Origin of the sequence: Paenibacillus salivarius (assembly GCF_051307165.1) — a bacterium.
Lineage (GTDB): Bacteria > Bacillota > Bacilli > Paenibacillales > Paenibacillaceae > Fontibacillus.
The window spans coordinates 4,119,631-4,137,263 of the sequence record NZ_CP195592.1 but is presented as its reverse complement, the minus strand read 5'-3'; the positions used below and the strand labels follow the sequence as shown (position 1 = coordinate 4,137,263).

19 protein-coding genes are annotated in these 17,633 nt (G+C 54.0%); 14 read left to right on the top strand and 5 right to left on the bottom strand.

All coding sequences use genetic code 11. The annotated features are described in order from the left end of the window. Nucleotides 1-25: 25 nt before the first annotated feature. The 6 genes from ACSFXJ_RS19115 to ACSFXJ_RS19090 are packed head-to-tail and all read left to right on the top strand — an operon-like array spanning nucleotide 26 to nucleotide 5,158. Entirely contained in the window at nucleotides 26-898 is an 873-nt protein-coding gene (locus ACSFXJ_RS19115; RefSeq protein WP_435922000.1) for a branched-chain amino acid ABC transporter permease, read from the top strand. A 12-nt stretch (nucleotides 899-910) separates the two neighbouring features. Next, the gene (locus ACSFXJ_RS19110; protein WP_435921999.1) at nucleotides 911-1,879 is read left to right on the top strand and encodes a branched-chain amino acid ABC transporter permease; all 969 of its coding nucleotides are present in this window, start codon (nucleotides 911-913) and stop codon (nucleotides 1,877-1,879) included. Next, the gene (locus ACSFXJ_RS19105; protein WP_435921998.1) at nucleotides 1,879-2,661 is read left to right on the top strand and encodes an ABC transporter ATP-binding protein; all 783 of its coding nucleotides are present in this window, start codon (nucleotides 1,879-1,881) and stop codon (nucleotides 2,659-2,661) included. The genes ACSFXJ_RS19110 and ACSFXJ_RS19105 overlap by 1 nt, the downstream gene beginning before the upstream one ends. Nucleotides 2,662-2,671: 10 nt before the next feature. Beyond that, nucleotides 2,672-3,379, top strand: coding sequence for an ABC transporter ATP-binding protein (locus ACSFXJ_RS19100; RefSeq protein WP_435925812.1), 708 nt, complete (start codon nucleotides 2,672-2,674; stop codon nucleotides 3,377-3,379). Between the two features lie 23 nt (nucleotides 3,380-3,402). Then, complete coding sequence (locus tag ACSFXJ_RS19095; RefSeq protein ID WP_435921997.1) at nucleotides 3,403-3,939, top strand: L-2-amino-thiazoline-4-carboxylic acid hydrolase; 537 nt, start codon at nucleotides 3,403-3,405, stop codon at nucleotides 3,937-3,939. After that, nucleotides 3,926-5,158, top strand: a complete 1,233-nt coding sequence (locus ACSFXJ_RS19090; protein ID WP_435921996.1) for a Zn-dependent hydrolase — start codon at nucleotides 3,926-3,928, stop codon at nucleotides 5,156-5,158. The genes ACSFXJ_RS19095 and ACSFXJ_RS19090 overlap by 14 nt, the downstream gene beginning before the upstream one ends. 35 nt (nucleotides 5,159-5,193) lie before the next feature. On the opposite strand, the gene ACSFXJ_RS19085 is transcribed toward ACSFXJ_RS19090, so the two are convergent. Next, nucleotides 5,194-5,982, bottom strand: a complete 789-nt coding sequence (locus tag ACSFXJ_RS19085) for an IclR family transcriptional regulator (RefSeq protein WP_435921995.1) — start codon at nucleotides 5,980-5,982, stop codon at nucleotides 5,194-5,196. Nucleotides 5,983-6,136: 154 nt separating this feature from the next. Then, complete coding sequence (locus ACSFXJ_RS19080) at nucleotides 6,137-6,940, bottom strand: Cof-type HAD-IIB family hydrolase (RefSeq protein ID WP_435921994.1); 804 nt, start codon at nucleotides 6,938-6,940, stop codon at nucleotides 6,137-6,139. Nucleotides 6,941-7,163: 223 nt separating this feature from the next. On the opposite strand from ACSFXJ_RS19080, the gene ACSFXJ_RS19075 reads away from it, so the two are divergent. Then, complete coding sequence (locus tag ACSFXJ_RS19075) at nucleotides 7,164-7,472, top strand: ABC-2 family transporter protein (protein WP_435921993.1); 309 nt, start codon at nucleotides 7,164-7,166, stop codon at nucleotides 7,470-7,472. A gap of 3 nt (nucleotides 7,473-7,475) precedes the next feature. After that, nucleotides 7,476-8,453, top strand: coding sequence for an ABC transporter ATP-binding protein (locus tag ACSFXJ_RS19070; protein WP_435921992.1), 978 nt, complete (start codon nucleotides 7,476-7,478; stop codon nucleotides 8,451-8,453). An 83-nt stretch (nucleotides 8,454-8,536) separates the two neighbouring features. Here ACSFXJ_RS19070 and ACSFXJ_RS19065 read toward each other — a convergent pair whose 3' ends face one another. Next, a complete protein-coding gene (locus ACSFXJ_RS19065) occupies nucleotides 8,537-8,746 on the bottom strand; it encodes an acetyl-CoA acetyltransferase (RefSeq protein ID WP_435921991.1) in 210 nt (69 codons plus the stop codon). A gap of 133 nt (nucleotides 8,747-8,879) precedes the next feature. Between ACSFXJ_RS19065 and ACSFXJ_RS19060 the strand changes: the two genes are divergently transcribed. Next, the gene (locus ACSFXJ_RS19060) at nucleotides 8,880-9,251 is read left to right on the top strand and encodes a DUF488 domain-containing protein (protein WP_435921990.1); all 372 of its coding nucleotides are present in this window, start codon (nucleotides 8,880-8,882) and stop codon (nucleotides 9,249-9,251) included. Nucleotides 9,252-9,291: 40 nt separating this feature from the next. Here the strand turns inward: ACSFXJ_RS19060 and ACSFXJ_RS19055 are convergent, their stop codons facing one another. Further along, nucleotides 9,292-10,689 (bottom strand): TraB/GumN family protein, encoded by a 1,398-nt coding sequence (locus tag ACSFXJ_RS19055; RefSeq protein WP_435921989.1) that lies wholly within the window; start codon nucleotides 10,687-10,689, stop codon nucleotides 9,292-9,294. A 450-nt stretch (nucleotides 10,690-11,139) separates the two neighbouring features. Between ACSFXJ_RS19055 and ACSFXJ_RS19050 the strand changes: the two genes are divergently transcribed. Further along, a complete protein-coding gene (locus ACSFXJ_RS19050) occupies nucleotides 11,140-11,316 on the top strand; it encodes a hypothetical protein (protein WP_435921988.1) in 177 nt (58 codons plus the stop codon). A gap of 80 nt (nucleotides 11,317-11,396) precedes the next feature. On the opposite strand, the gene ACSFXJ_RS19045 is transcribed toward ACSFXJ_RS19050, so the two are convergent. Further along, on the bottom strand, nucleotides 11,397-12,401 hold the full coding sequence (locus tag ACSFXJ_RS19045; RefSeq protein WP_435921987.1) for a lipoate--protein ligase: 1,005 nt from the start codon (nucleotides 12,399-12,401) through the stop codon (nucleotides 11,397-11,399). A gap of 189 nt (nucleotides 12,402-12,590) precedes the next feature. On the opposite strand from ACSFXJ_RS19045, the gene ACSFXJ_RS19040 reads away from it, so the two are divergent. The 4 genes from ACSFXJ_RS19040 to ACSFXJ_RS19025 all read left to right on the top strand — a co-directional run bounded on the left by ACSFXJ_RS19040 (nucleotide 12,591) and on the right by ACSFXJ_RS19025 (nucleotide 16,793). Further along, nucleotides 12,591-13,679, top strand: coding sequence for a pyridoxal phosphate-dependent aminotransferase (locus tag ACSFXJ_RS19040; protein ID WP_435921986.1), 1,089 nt, complete (start codon nucleotides 12,591-12,593; stop codon nucleotides 13,677-13,679). A gap of 827 nt (nucleotides 13,680-14,506) precedes the next feature. After that, nucleotides 14,507-15,238, top strand: a complete 732-nt coding sequence (locus tag ACSFXJ_RS19035; protein WP_435921985.1) for an adenosylcobinamide amidohydrolase — start codon at nucleotides 14,507-14,509, stop codon at nucleotides 15,236-15,238. Beyond that, a complete protein-coding gene (gene cbiB, locus ACSFXJ_RS19030) occupies nucleotides 15,235-16,206 on the top strand; it encodes an adenosylcobinamide-phosphate synthase CbiB (RefSeq protein WP_435921984.1) in 972 nt (323 codons plus the stop codon). Before ACSFXJ_RS19035 ends, cbiB begins: the two co-directional genes overlap by 4 nt. Before the next feature lie 17 nt (nucleotides 16,207-16,223). Continuing rightward, on the top strand, nucleotides 16,224-16,793 hold the full coding sequence (locus tag ACSFXJ_RS19025; RefSeq protein WP_435921983.1) for a histidine phosphatase family protein: 570 nt from the start codon (nucleotides 16,224-16,226) through the stop codon (nucleotides 16,791-16,793). The last annotated feature ends 840 nt before the right edge of the window (nucleotides 16,794-17,633 follow it).

The window sequence follows — 17,633 nt, the reverse complement described above, 5'->3', positions numbered from 1 at the left end:
AGCATGCGTTGAAAGGGTTGTTACTATGTTCCTTCAGCAGTTGACGAACGGGTTGACGATCGGGGTGATCTACGCCTTGATCGCACTCGGTTACACGATGGTTTATGGAATACTCAAAATCGTGAATTTTGCGCACGGCGACATCTTCATGATCGGCAGCTTTTTGGGGCTTTTCTTCATGGAGGAGCTGAAGCTGCCGCTGTACCTCGCGTTTCTCCTGTCGGCCGTCGTGACGGCTGCGCTCGGGATATTGATCGAGCGGACGGCTTACCGTCCGCTTCGCACGGCGGACCGAATCGTTCCGTTGATCAACGCGCTGGGGGTTTCGACCTTTTTGATCAGTTTGGCGCAAATTTTGTGGGGGACGGAAATGCGTCCGTTCCCCACAACGTTTGGCAGCCGGACGTATACCTTCGGCAGCATTACCTTTTCGGAAATTCAGATTCTCATTTTGATCCTATCCTTCGCTCTGATGCTCGGCTTGCAGCTGTTCGTCACCAAAAGCAAGACAGGGACCGCGATGCGGGCGACTTCCATGAGCTTGACGAATGCGGCTCTGATGGGGATCAACACGAACCGCATGATCAGTCTTGCGTTCGGGATCGGTTCGGCGCTGGCGGCCTGCGCGGGAATCATGGTCGGTATTTATTACAATGCGGTCTACCCCAACATGGGGTATATGGCCGGGATCAACGCCTTTACGGCCGCGGTTCTGGGCGGAATCGGAAATATCCCGGGAGCGATGCTCGGCGGAGTGCTGCTGGGCCTGGTCGAGACGCTGGGCGGCGCTTATATTTCCACCCAATATAAGAGTGTCATCTCCTTCGCCATTCTTATCATTGTGCTGTTGATCAGACCTTCAGGCATTCTCGGCAAAAAAGATATCAACAAGGTGTAGGGGTGTAAGCTGATGAGCTTGGGGAACAAAACTGTCAGATGGGCCGCGATCGCGGCGGTACTGCTCGCGCTGCCTTTGGCGCTCGGGCAGATCAATGATTACTTGATGCACATCGTCATCATGATCGGGATATTTTCCATCCTTTCCATGAGTCTCAATGTCATCATCGGTTACGCCGGCCAGTTTGCGCTAGGGCATGCCGCGTTCTACGGCATCGGGGCGTACTCGGCGGCGCTGCTGATGATTCACTTTCATGTTTCGTTCTGGATTGCGCTTCCTGCAGCGGCCGTGATTGCAGGTTTTTTTGGCTTTTTGCTGGGGACGCCCGTCATCCGGCTGCGGGGAGACTATTTGGGCATCGTCACGCTGGGGTTCGGCGAGATCGTCCGGCTGATTTTCGTGGGCTGGGTCGATGTTACGCGGGGACCGATGGGACTTCCGGGGATCCCGGCTCCATCCTTGTTCGGTTACACGTTCAGCGGCAAAACCGAATTCTATTATCTGATTCTGGCTCTGGCCCTGCTGACTTTCTTCGTCATCCACCGAGTGGTGCACTCCGGCGTGGGCCTTAGCATGCTGACGGTACGCGAAGACGAAACGCTGGCGCAGTCGATCGGCATCCGTCCGAACAAATATAAGCTGATCGCCTTTACGGTCGGCGGTTTTTTTGCCGGTATCGCGGGAGCGTTCTGGGCAACCTACATTTCCTTCGTCAGTCCCGACGCTTTCCGGTACCTGGATTCGGTCAACATTCTGGCCATGGTCATCCTTGGCGGAACGGCGAGCCTGCCCGGCTCGATTTTGGGCGCCGTCATTCTCGTGCTCGCGCCGGAGCTTTTGCGGTATATGAGCGATTACCGGATGCTGCTGATGGGGCTGGCCATCGTCCTGATGATGATATTCAAGCCGACGGGCTTCTGGGGGGAAAAACACCGGAAGTTCAATTTTTACGGCATGGCGCGGAAAGGTGAGGGCAAGTAATGGACAAAGTGCTTGAACTTCAAAAGGTGTCGGTGAAATTCGGCGGACTTGTCGCGTTGAACGGGATTGACATGGAGGTCCGCCGCGGAGAGATTTTATCGGTCATCGGCCCGAACGGGGCGGGCAAAACGACGCTGTTCAACCTGCTGACGGGGGTATACGCCCCTACCTCAGGGAGAATCACTTACAAGAACCGGGTGATCAACAAACTGAAGCCTTACCGAAGAGTCGGCATGGGGATTGCCCGCACGTTCCAAAACACGAGATTGCTGAAAAACATGACGGTGCTGGAAAACGTGCTTGTGGCGCATGACGAGTGCAATGGAGAAGGGGTGCTTCGATCCGTTTTCTCCGGCGGCTCCCTGCGGCGAAAGCGGGAAGCCGTTGTCCGGGATTGCGTCGAAAAGCTGGAAGTGGTCGGGCTTTCGCATAAGCTTGACGTCTTGGCAGGCAGCCTTCCCTACGGGGAGCAGAGACTGCTGGAGATCGCCAGGGCGCTGGCCACGGACTGCGAAATCCTGCTGCTTGACGAACCGGCGGCGGGCATGAATGCGGCCGAAAAAGGGGAGCTGATCAAAAAAATCAGACAGCTTTCCAAGGACTTCGGCATCGAAATCGTCCTGATCGAACATGACATCGGCATGATCATGGATATCTCCGACCGGATCGTCGTCCTGGATCATGGCGAGAAGATCGCCGAAGGCACGGCGAAGGAAATTCAGAATCACCCTGACGTCATCAGGGCTTATCTGGGCGGGGAGGTCGATGGCATTGGCGAATGAAGCTCGCAATGTGCTGGAAATTCATGATTTAAGCGTCAATTACGGGGTCATTCCGGCGGTGAAAAGTTTGAAGCTGCAGGTCCGCCGCGGAGAAATCGTTGCCCTCATCGGCACGAACGGCTCCGGAAAAACGTCGACACTTCGCAGCATTTCCGGCCTGAACAAGCATGTCCAGGGCCGGATTGTGTTTGAAGGCAACGAGATTACGCAGCTTCCGCCGCATAGGATCGTAGAGCTGGGCATTTCTCAGGTGCCTGAAGGCAGAGGGGTATTTCCCGATTTGACGGTGCTTGAAAACATCAAGCTCGGTGCCTACGTCCGCAAGGATAAAGATGGGATCGCCGCGGACATCCAGACGATGTTCGGCCTGTTTCCCCGCCTAGCCGAGCGGAAAAAGCAGCTGGCAGGCACGATGAGCGGCGGGGAACAGCAAATGCTGGCGATCGCCCGTGCGCTGATGGCGAGGCCGAAGCTGCTGCTTCTGGATGAGCCGTCCATGGGCCTCGCCCCCTTGATCGTCAAGGAGATTTTCACGGCCATTCGCGAAATCAACAAGGAAGGGGTGTCCGTGCTGCTGGTGGAACAAAACGCCAACATGGCGTTGGCGGCAGCCCATCGGGGGTACGTCATGGAAACGGGCAGCATCGTCGCCGAAGGCAAGGCGGAAGAACTGAAAAGCAATGATATCGTAAAATCGGTCTATCTCGGAATCAATTAAGCATACATGGGAGGCATCTTGTAATGGAAGAACAAAATCATGAGAAAAAGCTGAATCATGACGAAAGTCTGGAGCCGGTCTCGCCTTATACGATTATGGCGAAGCTGTTTGCCCACGTATCGAAGGCGGTCGTGGACCGTTTCGGCGAAGAGGGCAAAGACGCCGTCCGTGAAGGGGTTCGCACGTTCGGAGAGGAACGCGGGAGAGATATCGCGCGCCGGGCGGCGGCCGCGGGCCAGCCGAACGACATCGAAAGCTATCTGCCGAATTATGACATGGGGCGCAGCGATTTGTTCGAATACGAAACCGAGTATCATCCGATGGAAATCGAACAAAACTTTACGAGATGCGCGTTCGGGGACCAGTGGAAAAAGGACGGCATGGAGGAGTACGGGATCCTGTACTGCCAGATGATCGATCCGGCCATCGCCAAAGGGTTCAACCCGAATTTTGAAGTGGTGCATGACAAGTATTTGCTGAAAGACGGAAACTGCCATTTCAGATTCCAGATGAAAACGGCGGACCAAAAAACGGGAGCTGACGAGCATGGAGATCAATAGCGGCCGGTTATGGTCCAGGCTGATGGAGCTGGGCGAGATCGGCAAGCGGGATAGCGGAGGCGTTACCCGCTTTTCTTTTACTCCGGAAGAACAGCAGGCCAGGGTCCAGGTGATCAAATATATGCTTGAAGCGGGACTCGAGGTACGGGAGGATGCGGCGGGCAACGTGATCGGCCGCCTGGAAGGAACGAATCCGGAGGCGCCGGCCGTGCTGACGGGATCGCATATCGACACTGTCTCGGATGGCGGGAAGTTTGACGGAGCGCTCGGGGTAATTGCGGCTATCGAGGCGCTTCAGGTCATGCGGGAACGGGGGAAAGAAAACGTCCATCCGATCGAGGTGATCGCTTTTACCGATGAAGAAGGATCGAGATTCGGTTTCGGGATGATCGGAAGCCGGGCCATGGCGGGAACCTTGCGGCCGGAGGACCTGGAGCATAGGGACGAGCGGGGCGTCACGATCGCCGAGGCCATGAGAGCGGCGGGCGTCGATCCGGAGCGGGTCGGAGAAGCCGCCAAGCTCCCGGGTGAGGTTAAGGCATATATCGAGCTGCATATTGAACAGGGCAAGGTGCTGGAGAGCCGCAACTCGCCGGTCGGGCTGGTTACGGGTATTGCCGGACCGTTGTGGCAGCAATTCACCCTTACCGGGCAGGCGGGACATGCGGGAGCGACGCCGATGAACATGCGGAAGGATCCGATGCAAGCGGCCGCCGAGCTACTCGGTCAGATTTATGCGGAAGCGGGCCGTTATCCTAATGCGGTCGCTACCGTAGGGAAGATCCGGGCGTTGCCGGGCGGGGTGAACGTCATTCCGGGCCAGGTGGAATTTTCGCTGGACCTGCGCGATATCGATGAGGCAGACCGGGATTCGCTGGAAGCCGCAATCCGCGACCAAGCCTACCGGATATGCGGGAATCGCGGCATCGGGCTCCAGATCGGCCTGCTGCAGCGGGTAGCCCCGGCGCCAAGCTCGCCGGAAGTGCGCCAGGCCATCTCCGCAGCCGGGAGAGCGGCGGGTTTTCCGAGCTTGCCGACCCTGGTCAGCGGGGCCGGACACGACGGCATGCAGTTCAGTTCGCGATGGCCCCTCGGCATGATCTTCGTCCGTTCCCGGGACGGCGTCAGCCATTCTCCCGATGAATGGAGCTCGCCGGAGGATTGCGCGGCGGGAGCGGAAGTGCTCTACCATGCTCTGCTTGAATTGGCTTCGGATTAGTATTAAAAAGTCCCCTTGTAATGCGAATTTCCGCATTACAAGGGGACTTTTTTGAATTGAAAGCCGAACTGACCCGAGATCGAACGGGCCGCCTCCATCAGATCGCCCACGATCGCTTCCTCGTTGTCCTTGATGCGGGCCAGAGAGCCGATCACGCTAACCGTTCCGACCGTTTGGCCGGCCGCATCCTTGACGGGGGCGGCGATACTGTATGCACCTTCCTCGATTTCCTCATCCTCTATGCCGTAACCCTTCGTCCGAATATCCTGCAGACAGGCCGTTAACTTCTTTTTGTCCGTGATGGTTTTGTCCGTCAGCCGGGTCAGCTTATGGTTCTGGAAGTAGTTGTTCAGTTCGGGTTCGCTCATATGGGCAAGAAAGACCTTGCCCGAGGCGGAGGCGTGCATCGGCAGCTTGCTTCCCGCCCTGGAGCTGACGATAAAGTAGTTGTTTGGCGATTCCACCTTGTCCACGCAAAAGATTTGCTCCTGCTGATAGACATATAAATGGGAAGTCTCATGATGCTTCCTCGTCAATTCGGTCAGATAAGGATGTCCGATCTCTTTGAGATCCAGGCTTTGGGACACGAGGTTCGCCTTTAGCAAAAACTCCAGGCCGAGCCGGTATTTCCCGTTGTTCGGATTCTTTTCGATGTAGGAATAAGCGCTGAGCGTATTGATGATGCCGTAAACCGTACTGATATTCAAATCGAGCTTTTCGCTGATTTCGGTCAGCGAAAGCTGCGTATGAAGGGAGTCGAAGCAATTGATAATATCCAGCGCGCGCTTTACCGACTGGATCAAGCGTGGATTTTTTTCATTCACAGCAATAACCTCCGAAAGGCTTGTCCTCTAGATTTATATAATCCTATGTTCCCGGCTTTTTCCCACAATGTCAATGGGGATTAACGAAAAAAGCCCTCAGCGGCCACCGAAAGGTGACATGAAGGGCTTCTTCCGAGAACACTGGAGGAGGGGGTTAACCCTCTTGTCCCAATACAAATTTGTCGATCACATGTTTGACGCCGTCTTCGTTATTGCCGGCGGTGACATAGTCCGCGATTTCCTTCAACGCCGGGATGGCGTTGCCCATGGCGACGCCTAGGCCTGCAGCTTCGAGCATTTCGTGATCGTTCCAGGAATCGCCGATGGCGATGGTCTCGGAAAGATCGCAACCGAAGTGGGCGGCAAGGAACTTCAAGGCATGGCCTTTCGTGCCTTCATGGTGCATGATTTCAAGGAAGTTCGGCTTCGATTTTGTAATGTGCACGCTATCGCCAAGCAATTCGCGCAGCACCGGACTGATTTGGTCCAGATAATCCGGCTCGTCGATGATTAGCATTTTCGGCGTCGGCTGGTCGACGAGCTTGGAGAAATCCGGCTCGATATAATATTTGGTATTGTTTAACGTCGTATAATCGATAATCTTCTGGTTTTCCTCGCGTGCGTACAACTTGTCGTCAATATATGTTTGCAGATGGAGGTTGTTTTCGATGCAGTATTCGAAAAGCTTTTGGGCCGCTTCCTTCGGAACATAACGTTCGTACAGCACTTGTTCGTCCAGCAGATTTTTGACCAGGGCTCCCTGATACGTAATGATCGGTACGTTCAGGCCGGTTTGTCGGGCGATCTTGTGTGCCGACGCATAGGCCCGGCCGGTTGCGAGGGTCACTACTACCCCTTTGGCTACGGCCTGCTCCAGCGCTTGTTGGGTGGCGGGAGTTACTTCCTTGTCGTCATTAATCAGCGTGTCGTCGATATCGATGGCTATCAGCTTGTACATGATTCCTCTCCTTTTATCTGTCTCGGTCACAAACTGTTTCCATTGTACCTCAATGAGCCGCAAAACGGGAAGCCGGGCAAGAACAACCTAAATAAAATCTTCCCTTTACGGGAATATATGTTCCTCATAAGTATAAAATGGAGGAAAATCATCCAAAATGTGCCAGTCTAGACGGGGTCAAATTTTATTTTGTAGTTGGAGGGATAAACATGCAGAACACGTATTGTTTGCGTTCTCCTTGTTTTTGTCGGGAATGTTGTTCAAATGGGTCGGCAGCAGCCGGGTCTATGAAATTTTCGATTCGGTGTCGTTATTCGGAATGTATTCGGGCACGATTTTATCCAAGACGTTTCAGAATGTGCTGACCTTTTTGATTCCGATGACGATGATCGGATTTTTGCCTGCGGCAGCTTTGTTTGGAAGACCGGTTCCGGGTTCATGGATCGCGGGCGGGGTATGTATTTTGTTTGCGGCCGCGGGGCTGGCTTTCTGGCATAGGATGCTAAAGAATTATACGAGCGCGGGAGGTTAAGTGTTGATCATACAAGTCAAGGACCTGCGAAAAAATTACATTACATATGAACGGGGCGCTTCGTTCAGGGAAACCGTGGCAAGCGTGTTCAAACGGAAGACGATGACGGTGGAAGCGGTCAAAGGCTTAAGCTTTCAGATTGAAAAAGGGGAGATCGTCGGCTTTCTCGGACCGAACGGAGCGGGGAAATCAACGACTTTGAAAATGCTCACCGGCGTGCTTCATCCTACTTTGGGTGAGGTCGATATTCTGGGATTTACCCCATGGAAGCACCGGAAAAAATACGTTCGTAACGTCGGTGCGGTATTCGGGCAAAAATCCCAGTTGCTTTGGGATATTCCGCCCATCGATGCGTTTTACATGAACAAGGCGATATACGGGCTGGACGAGAGGCCCTTTAGGGAAACGCTGGATCAACTGGTGCAGCTCCTCGACGTAGGCGGACTTATTCGTAAACCCACCCGCCAGCTGTCGCTCGGCGAGCGCATGAAATGCGAATTTATTATGGCGATGCTGCATCGTCCGGCCGTCGTGTTTCTGGATGAGCCGACGATCGGTTTGGATGTGATCGCTAAGGAGAAAATCCGATCATTTATCCAGGAAATGAACAGACAGGGCGTAACGTTCGTGCTGACGACGCATGATCTGGAGGACGTGGAGCAGCTGGCCCGCCGGGTCATCGTGGTCAACCATGGAGAAATTGCGTTCGATGACTCCATTTCGGCACTCCTGGGATTGCTCGGCGCCAAGAAAACCGTCCGTATCACGACGGAAGGCGCGGCGGACTGGACCGGTATTGATGGGGTAACAGTTCTGCGGCACGATTCGGAATCGGAAGCGGAACTGGAGCTCGATACGGACAGGCTGCCGCTGAAGGAATTTATCGGACTTGTCAATGACCGGCATACGATACTGGATATGGCCATCGACTCGCTGCCGATCGAGGCCGTCATCAAGGAGCTGTATCAAGGAAAGAGCTAGATATATTACCAAGCCCCCGTATACCGTTGTTCGGGGGCTTGGCCCAACATTCGCCAAGGGAGGTTTTCGCGATGGTGGCCGGATTAATCCGCCAGTTCGATATCCCGGATATTTCTAAAGCTGATTCTGATCCTGATATTCTGCCCTCTTCTTCTGATGCGAAGAACGAGGAAATTTCGTTCGACCCTGACAATCACGCCCACAAGGTCGGGACCGACAAACCTCTCCACTTCGACTCTTCTTCCGAGCCAGCGGTTGGCCAGCCTGCGCAATCTTTCAATTCTGCGATTCATACTTTCATCCACTCCTTTTCTGAGAGATAGTGCATTCTATGATGCTCCCTTTAAGGTTGATAGGGATAAAAGGGGAATTTGAACGATTCTATGCGAATGCATAAAATGAAGATATTGGGAGGAGGGATCGCCATTGAACCCGATTCGGATCAAACGCATTTATGACGCAACCGGTTCAGGAGACGGAAAAAGAATTTTGGTGGACCGGATTTGGCCGCGGGGAATAAGCAAGGAAAAGGCGGGAATCGAACTTTGGATGAAGGAGCTTGCGCCGAGCCATGAGCTTAGAACATGGTTTAATCATGAACCTGAGAAATTTGCGGAATTCAGGCAGAAATATATTAGGGAAATTCATGAGGATTCGTTGAGGGAGGGGGCATTGAAGCGGATTTGCGAATGGGCGGAAACGGAACAAGTGACTCTCGTTTACGCGGCAAAGGATGAAACGCACAATCAGGCCGTCGTCCTTGAAGAAATGGTAAATTCCATGCTCGGCAAAAAGTAAGGGACCATCCGAAAAATTCGGTGGTCCCTTAAGTTTGATCCTATTTCACGAACTCGACTTTGTAGCCTAGATCCTTCAATTGATCGAGAACCATGCCTTTCGTAACGAAGTGGGCGGCTCCAACCAGGACGAAATGCGTTGACTCGCCTTCCGCTTCCAGCAGTTCTGCCAACTTTTTGGCCATGTTTTTGTCGCGTTCGCCAAGCAGGCGGCTGTTTTGGTCACCTTCGGTGATCGTTTCGATCGCCAGCGAATCGTTGAACTTGTCAATATTTCCCGCTGCCCAATCTAATTGAGCCTGCTTGAATTGTTGTGCTATCTTCGTTCCATCAAAAGACGGATCGAGAATCGAATCCAGCAGCTCATTCAATTCTTTTTCTTGCTGTTCCGGGGTAACTTCCCCAAGGACGTCGGCTTGCAATTTGATGCCCTCGAGTTCTTGGATCGGTTTCCCTGTCAAAAGTGCGGTTGAAATAAAATAATTTTCGAGTCCTAAAGTTACGGCGGTGCCGAGTTCTTCCGGAGATTTGACCATGGACAACAAGGACAGGTTGTTCGTAACCACCCAAGGTTGGTATGGTTCGAAGCTTTCAACCGGGAAGCTCACTTTTGCCGCGACCTTTTCAAGCTTTTCATAGGTTTCTTTGGAGATATGATCTTTCAACGTTGTTCCATCCGCATAAACTTGCATCTGCATAAAATACTGCTGGTCTTCCGGGCTAGGCGTTATTGTATTAGCTTCCACCCAAAGGGAATCCGCTTGCTCGAATGCATCCTTGATTTCATTGCGAAACGGGTACATTTCCGGGATTCCGATATGGATCGAACCGAGCAAGTACAATGTGTTCTTGTCGTTCGTTACTTTCCAGAACAATCCTTTGGCTCCGCCTTGCGCAGTTTCGTATGTATACTCTACGAGTCTGCTGGCAAACACGGCGGCTTGTTCCACCGTACATGGCTGATCCAGCTCAAGACCGCGATTCGTTCCGTTGACGATCCCTTTGCTCTTTAAATAATCTACCGGTGCAGCGTTATCGAGTCCGAAAGCTTGCGGAAGTTCATAATCATCCAACAGCTCGTACAAGGATACAAGTACATGATCCCGTGTAATGCCGGAAGGATCCGCTGCCGGATAGTCGCCGTCCGGCGTTTTTTTCAGGCCGAGCGCGTCCAGCTTTGCGGATGTTGCCGTGAGCAAAGTTTGGAGCTTGGCTTGATCGATCTGATTTTGAAATGAACCGTCATAATACCAGGATAACGGGAAAATTGCGTATTTTTCGCCCTCATTCAAGGTCGGTACGGACCAGGCACTGATTTGGGGAACGGATGGGGAAGGCGCTTCTTCCGCATGAACGGATAAAGATCCGCTCCACAACAGGGACGCTCCAAGCAGGGTGCTTAGCAACGCTTTTCCCCATTTACGGGCATTGATTTTCATGAATCGAACTCCTCCTCTTTGTCTATGAATATCAAACTTTTGGATTACAAGGTTCTATTATATCTATTTTGTCAGTATCCGGCAAAGTTGAAGAGCTAGTGTTTGGAATCACTCTAGGCTTGATAAAATTAAGAGATATTGGGTAAAGTTTCCAAGAAAGAGGGTTAGCGAGGGAGGTTAATGAAAGTGGTTCAGAAGCTGCAAAAGAAGAGTAGGGACCCAATCCTTATCGGTTCTCGGTACGCTCTTGTCCCCATGGATCGGAAGCGGGCGTGAAGTCGTATTGTTTTTTTACGCTATGTATGTACTTGCTCGGCTGCATGCTTTATTTGAGCATCATCACCCTGATCTTTTACCGGTTTACGTTTGTGGAGCTGGAATTTGCCGCCCTGACTTTGGCGCCATATCGTCCACCGTTATCCGCTCACTTACGACCCCCAATTTTGGGGAATGGCGTTCCCGCTGGCGATGTATACGACGAGTACATATCAGCTTTCAAAAGCACTGAGGCTCGGATTTCTGGCAGTGATTCCACGTTTCATGGTGGTGATTGCTTTTGCGGCCTGGCCGGCGGTGCTTATCGGGTTTATTCATCATCAAGCTACATCGTTGCGGAAAACGGTTTGAAAAAAGCCCGGGGCCGGTTAGCGTTTGCTAAGTCCAGCCTCGGGCTTATGAATTGCATGTCTATGCGTGTCGGCTTACCGCTACTCCTCCAGGAAAACGAGACCGACAAAATCGTCCGTTTCCAGATTGCCGAAGTAATGTTTGATATCGACACCGTCAAGCGCGGACCGTACGGCGCTTTCTTCATGCCGCACGCCTTTGAGCTTGTTCTCGATGTCGGCCACATCGCCGACGCCGAAGAAGTCGCCGTAAATTTTAATATCCTGGATGTGCCCGTCCTTGATATTCATGCGCAAATCGATGATGCCGACCGGGAATTTCTTCGCGTGCTTGACGTTGCTCTCCGGAGATAACCCGTAATTCCAGTCCCAGTTCCGGTAACGCTGCTCGGAGATTTCGTTGATTTTGGCCCAGTCGGATTCCGTCAGTTTGTACTGGGGAACCTTGTCCGCATCCATGCCGAAAATATGCCGCAGCAGCTCGGAACGGAATTCCTCGATCGTCATGTCGCGGTCCAGAAAATCGATAATGTTGGCGACGCGGCTGCGAACGGATTTGGTGCTCTTGGATTTGAATTTCTCCGGGTTGGCATGAAGCGATGCCTGTACCGCCTCCAGATCCAGGTTGAACATCAGCGTGCCGTGGCTGAACATCCGGCCCCGGGTCGCAAACTGGGCGTTGCCGGAAATTTTTTGCTCCCCGACTTGCAGGTCATTGCGTCCGGTCATTTCGGCATTGACGCCGAACGAACGGAGCGCCTCGACGACCGGCTCGGTGAATTTGCGGAAATTGTGGAAGGATTGACCATCATCCTTCGTAATGAAGCTGAAATTCAGATTGCCGAGATCGTGATAAACGGCTCCTCCGCCGGAAAGCCGGCGCACGACCTGGATACCGTTCTCTTTGACGTATTCGGCGTTAATCTCCTCGATCGTGTTCTGATGCTTCCCGATGATAATGGACGGGGCGTTTATGTAGAACAGCAGGTAGCTGTCGTCCTCGAGCGGCAGATGTCTCAATGCGTACTCTTCGATGGCCAGATTGACGGACGCATCGGTAATTCCTTGGTTGTCGATAAACAGCATGGTTCTTTGGTCCCCCATTTGCAATGGATTGAAATAACGGTATAACGTTGTCTCTTCCTTTATTGTAAACCAAATGCCCGAAGATTTGAAAGATCCGCAAGGAATGAAATGCGGGTGCCGGGTTGATTTCGTACGGGGCTATGATAGACTTTCTACAAAAAGCGCAATTGTCATGAAGGAGAAAAAGTAATGATATTGGAAGTGTACGGACATGGCGGCGATTTGCGGACGGCTTCGGCCAGATACGGAATCGATGCGGACCGATTTACCGATTTCAGCGCCAACATCAACCCGCTCGGACCACCGCCAGGCTTGCTTGACCGGCTGAGGGAGACTCTGCCCGGCATCGTCGGTTATCCCGATCCGGGCCACAGGGGCTTGATCGCTCGTTTATCGGACAAGCTGTCGGTGGATGAGCGGTGTTTGGTGATCGGAAACGGGGCTGCGGAAAACATGGCGCTGGCGCTGCTCGCATTGACGCCGTCGAAGGTCGGGATCATCGAGCCGTGTTTTTCAGAATATAAGGCGTTGTCGCAGCAGTTCGGGGCGAAAGTCGTTTCGGTTTTTGGACGAGAGGAACGGGATTTCAAGGCGGTCCCCGAAGATGTGGAGCGTCTGATTCGGGATACGGATCTTGTGTTTATCGGTCAGCCGAACAATCCGAACGGAGTGCAGTACGGCGTGGACGAGCTGCGCGGGTTCGCCGAAGCGGGGACGCGTTATGATACATACGTGATCGTGGACGAAGCTTTTATCGATTTTGTTCCGGAGGCCCGGCGCCAGTCTTTGCTCGGAGAGCTTGCGCAGTATCCGAAGCTGATTCTCATCCGGTCGATGACGAAATTTTATGCGATTCCCGGACTCCGGCTCGGATTCGCAATCGCGAATCCCCAGACGGCCGCGGCGATGCGCGGGAAGCAGGTGACGTGGAGCGTCAATTCCCTGGCGCTGGCTGCGGGCGAATTTTGTTTGGCGGCAGGCGAGGAATTTGAGCGTGAAACGATATCGCTCATTACCCGGCAACGGGAGATGCTCCGCCGGGAGCTGGAGCGGCTCGGATGCCGGACCTGGCCGGGAGAGGCAAATTTCCTGCTGGTGCGGCTACCCGAGGGGCGGACCGCGTCGAAGGTGCAGGAAGCGCTCGGGAGAATGGGTGTCCTGGTGCGCAGCTGCGCGATGTATCCGGGGCTTGGAGAGCGGGATATCCGTATCGCCGTTAAAGACGAAGCGGCATGTGCGAAGCTGGTGGACGGAATGGAGCAGGTGCTTAGAGGTTAAGCCGCACCATTGGGCGAGTAACGGCCGGGGGGAGTAGGCGGTGCGGAAGGATTTGGGGACTGACGGAGAATCGGTGGAGGAGCGGTGGAGAATTGGGGGGGACTCGGTGAAAACTCGATGGAGAACCGGGGGAGAACCCGATGGAGAGCTAGCGGAGAACCGATGGAGGGCCAGCGGAGATCCGATCGAGGGCCAGCGGGCCAGTTTCGGACGTGCGATTTCATAAATCACTCCGATAACCGGAATTTCTCCCGCTAATTTCGCTGATACGGTCGGAATGTCCGGTTTAACGGGAAAAGCTCCCGCTAAAATGACATTTTTGACCGATGATACGGGCTATCCGCCAAAATAGAGGGAGGAAATCCGGTTATTTATAGCTAAAACGTTAATCCGGCGAAATTAGCGGGAGTTTTTCCCTATAATTTTGCTGATACGCCGGATTGTCCGGTTTAATGGGAAAAGCTCCTGCAAAAATGACATTTTTGACCTGTGATACGGACCATTTGTCACAATAGAGGCAGGTATTCCAGTTATATATTGCTAAAACGTTAATCCGGAGAATTTAGAGGGAGCTTTTCCGGCTAATTTCGCTGATACGGTCGGAATGTTCGGATTAACGGGAAACGCTCCCGCTAAAATGACATTTGTGACCGATGATACGGGTTATCCGCCAAAATAGAGGGAGGAATTCCGGTTATTTATAGCTAAAACGTTAATCCGACGAAATTAGCGGGAGTTTTTCCCACTAAATTTGCGGTACGGACCATAAGTAGAAAGAAAGAGTGGAATATTTCGAAAGAAAAGGAACGAATGTAGGGGGAACAGGGATGGCAACGCCTTTTTTGAATTCGGGGGAAAACGGGATATATGAATCGGGCGCGTGGCCCGGGCTTACATTGATTCGGGGCGAGCGGCATTTGCTGCTGGAAGCCCCGGCGGTGATGGAGGGCTTGGGGAGCTCCGTTTACGGCGGGGGCATGGGAAAGCTGAAACGTATGGTCAATATTTATGTGGATAAGCATTATCGGTGCGATGATCCTGAAAGGGATATTGCCCAATGTCTCCGAGATTGGGCATATCCGGCGGAGGAGACGGCCGGACTGTTAACGGCGGTTAAGCTGCGTTATGCGGCCGTGGCGGAAGAGCGGCGCGACGCGTTCGCCGCGTTTTGCTGTGCGACGGCCGGGGCGTCGAATTCGGCTCGCGCGGGAAGCGAGCGGACAACATTTCCGGCGGACTGGACGCCGGGAACGATCAATATCATGCTGGCGGTCGACGGGCGCATGACACCCGGGGCGATGGTCAACGCCGTGATCACGGCGACCGAGGCGAAGGCCGCCGCGCTGTGGGATCTCGGCGTGCGGGACGCCGAGAACGGCCTTACGGCCACCGGCACCACAACCGATGCGGTCGTGCTCGGCGTCAGCCAGCGGCCGGACTGGCCGCTGGAGCACCGCTACGCCGGCACCGCAACGGATTTGGGCGGCACGGTGGGCCGCCTGGTTTACGCCGCCGTGAGCGAGTCGCTGCGCGCAGCCTTAGCGGAGGCGCGGGTATGACGGCGGCGTGGTGGGTGCTGCCGGTTGCGTACGCGCTCGACCGGCTGCTTGGCGACCCGCGGTGGCTTCCCCATCCCGTGATCGGGATGGGGAAGGCGATCGCGCGGGTCGAGGCGGCGGTACGCCGCCTGTTCAAGCCCCGCGCCTACCGGGCCGCGGGGCTGCTGCTGCCACTCGTCGTCGCGGGCGGCAGCTTTGCTTTGACCTGGGCCGCGCTGTGCCTGCTGGCCCAGGTCAGCCCGTGGCTGGCCGCGCTCGCCGAAGCCGCGCTCATCTGGACGACGATCGCGGCCAAAGGCTTGCGCGACGCCGGCATGGAGGTGTGCGGCCACCTGCGGAACGGCGACTTGCCTGCGGCCCGGCGCTCGCTCGGCATGATCGTGGGCCGCGACACCGAAGAGCTTGAAGCGCCTGAGGTCGTGCGCGGCGCGGTGGAAACCGTCGCGGAGAACATCGTCGACGCCGTGGTCTCGCCGCTGTTCTTCGCGCTGCTCGGCGGCGCGCCATTGGCGATGGCCTATCGCGCCGTGAATACGCTCGACTCGATGGTCGGCTACAAAAACGAGAAATACATCGACCTCGGGTGGGCCTCCGCCCGTTTGGACGATATCGCGAACTTCATCCCGGCGCGCTTAACGGCTTTATTGCTCATCCTGGCTTCCTGGTGTCTGAGGTTCGACGCGGCGGGAGCCTGGCGGACCGCAAGACGCGATGCCCGCAAGCATCCAAGCCCGAACAGCGGCTGGCCGGAAGCGTCCGTGGCCGGGGCTCTCGGCATCCGGCTCGGCGGCGAAAACAGTTATCACGGCGTCAAATCGTTCCGCAGTTACATGGGGGACAAGACGCGCGAAATGGAAGCGGAAGATATTCCGAAAACCGCGAGGCTGATGTTTTTCGTCTCCGGCGTATTCGTCCTGTTCGCCACCGGCGTGTGGATTTGGGCGGCCGGCGGCCCGTCTTGGATTTGAAGGGGGAGAGAGTTCAAGTGGAATGGTGGCTGGTTCGCCATGGTTTGACGTCGTGGAATTTGGAGCGCAAATATCAGGGGCATAGCGACACGGAATTGCTTCCAGGGGAAGCCTCCGGACTGTCGTCCTTGCTCGGCAGGCTCGCGGGGGTAGAGTTTTCCGCGGTGTATTGCAGCGACCTCCGGCGCTGCCGGGATACGCTTACCTTCCTCCGCCCGGATTTGACGGTTTCCGCTCATTATGATCGACGGCTCAGAGAGATGAATTTTGGCGAATGGGAAGGCCGGACGTATGAAATGCTGAAGGACAATCCCGCTTACCGCGCCTGGATCGATCATCCGCAAACGGTCGTCCCTCCGGGAGGCGAATCATGGATGGATTTTCATGCACGTATTCAGGATGTGTACCGGGAGATAAATGCTGCTTCGGCCCAACTGTCTGACGGTCAGTCCGATAAGCCAGCCCTGATCGTGACTCACGGCGGGGTGATCTCCTTGCTCGGAACGATCCTGGAGCCCGGCGAGGACTTCTGGAACCCAAAGTTCAAGATCGCGGCAGGGGAAATATTGAAAATTAAGGACAAGTAAAGATCCCAGTCTCATGGGACTAGATTTCCCGGCTGCTGGAGTACGAAGGTGGACACGGTAGGTCGATCATGGGGCTAACGAAACTGTATAACCTTATTTGAACAAAATATCGCATTTTTAAAATGTAACGAAACTAGGTATCTCTATTTTGGAGAAATGTGCGCCAAATACCCCCAAAGTTGCCGAATAGCGCTACCACGTTTCCTTAGATCAGCCAGAGCGCCGAATAGTGTAATAAGAACACACAGTTTCGTTAGAGTGGCGGGTGAAGATGATGTGCTATGTCGAGCATCGCCTAACGAAACTGTATAACCTTATTTGAACAAAATATCGCATTTTTAAAATGTAACGAAACTAGGTATCTCTATTTTGGAGAAATGTGCGCCAAATACCCCCAAAGTTGCCGAATAGCGCTACCACGTTTCCTTAGATCAGCCAGAGCGCCGAATAGTGTAATAAGAACACACAGTTTCGTTAGAGTGGCGGGTGAAGATGATGTGCTATGTCGAGCATCGCCTAACGAAACTGTATAACCTTATTTGAACAAAATATCGCATTTTTATAATGTAACGAAACTAGGTTTCTCTATTTTGGAGAAATGTGCGCCAAATACCCCCAGAGTTGCCGAATAGCACTTCCACGTTTCCTTAGATCACCCAGAGCGCCGAATATGGTGTAATAAGAACACACAGTTTCGTTAGAGGGGGCGAGAACAAAGCAACAAGGTGTCAGGCAGTCGCTAGCTAAAGGAGAACGAAGCAGCAGAGTGGTGGGTGGGGATTCATGCATCGGACCAATAGGACGGAAATGGCGCCTGAGACGGGGCAACTGGTTATTATT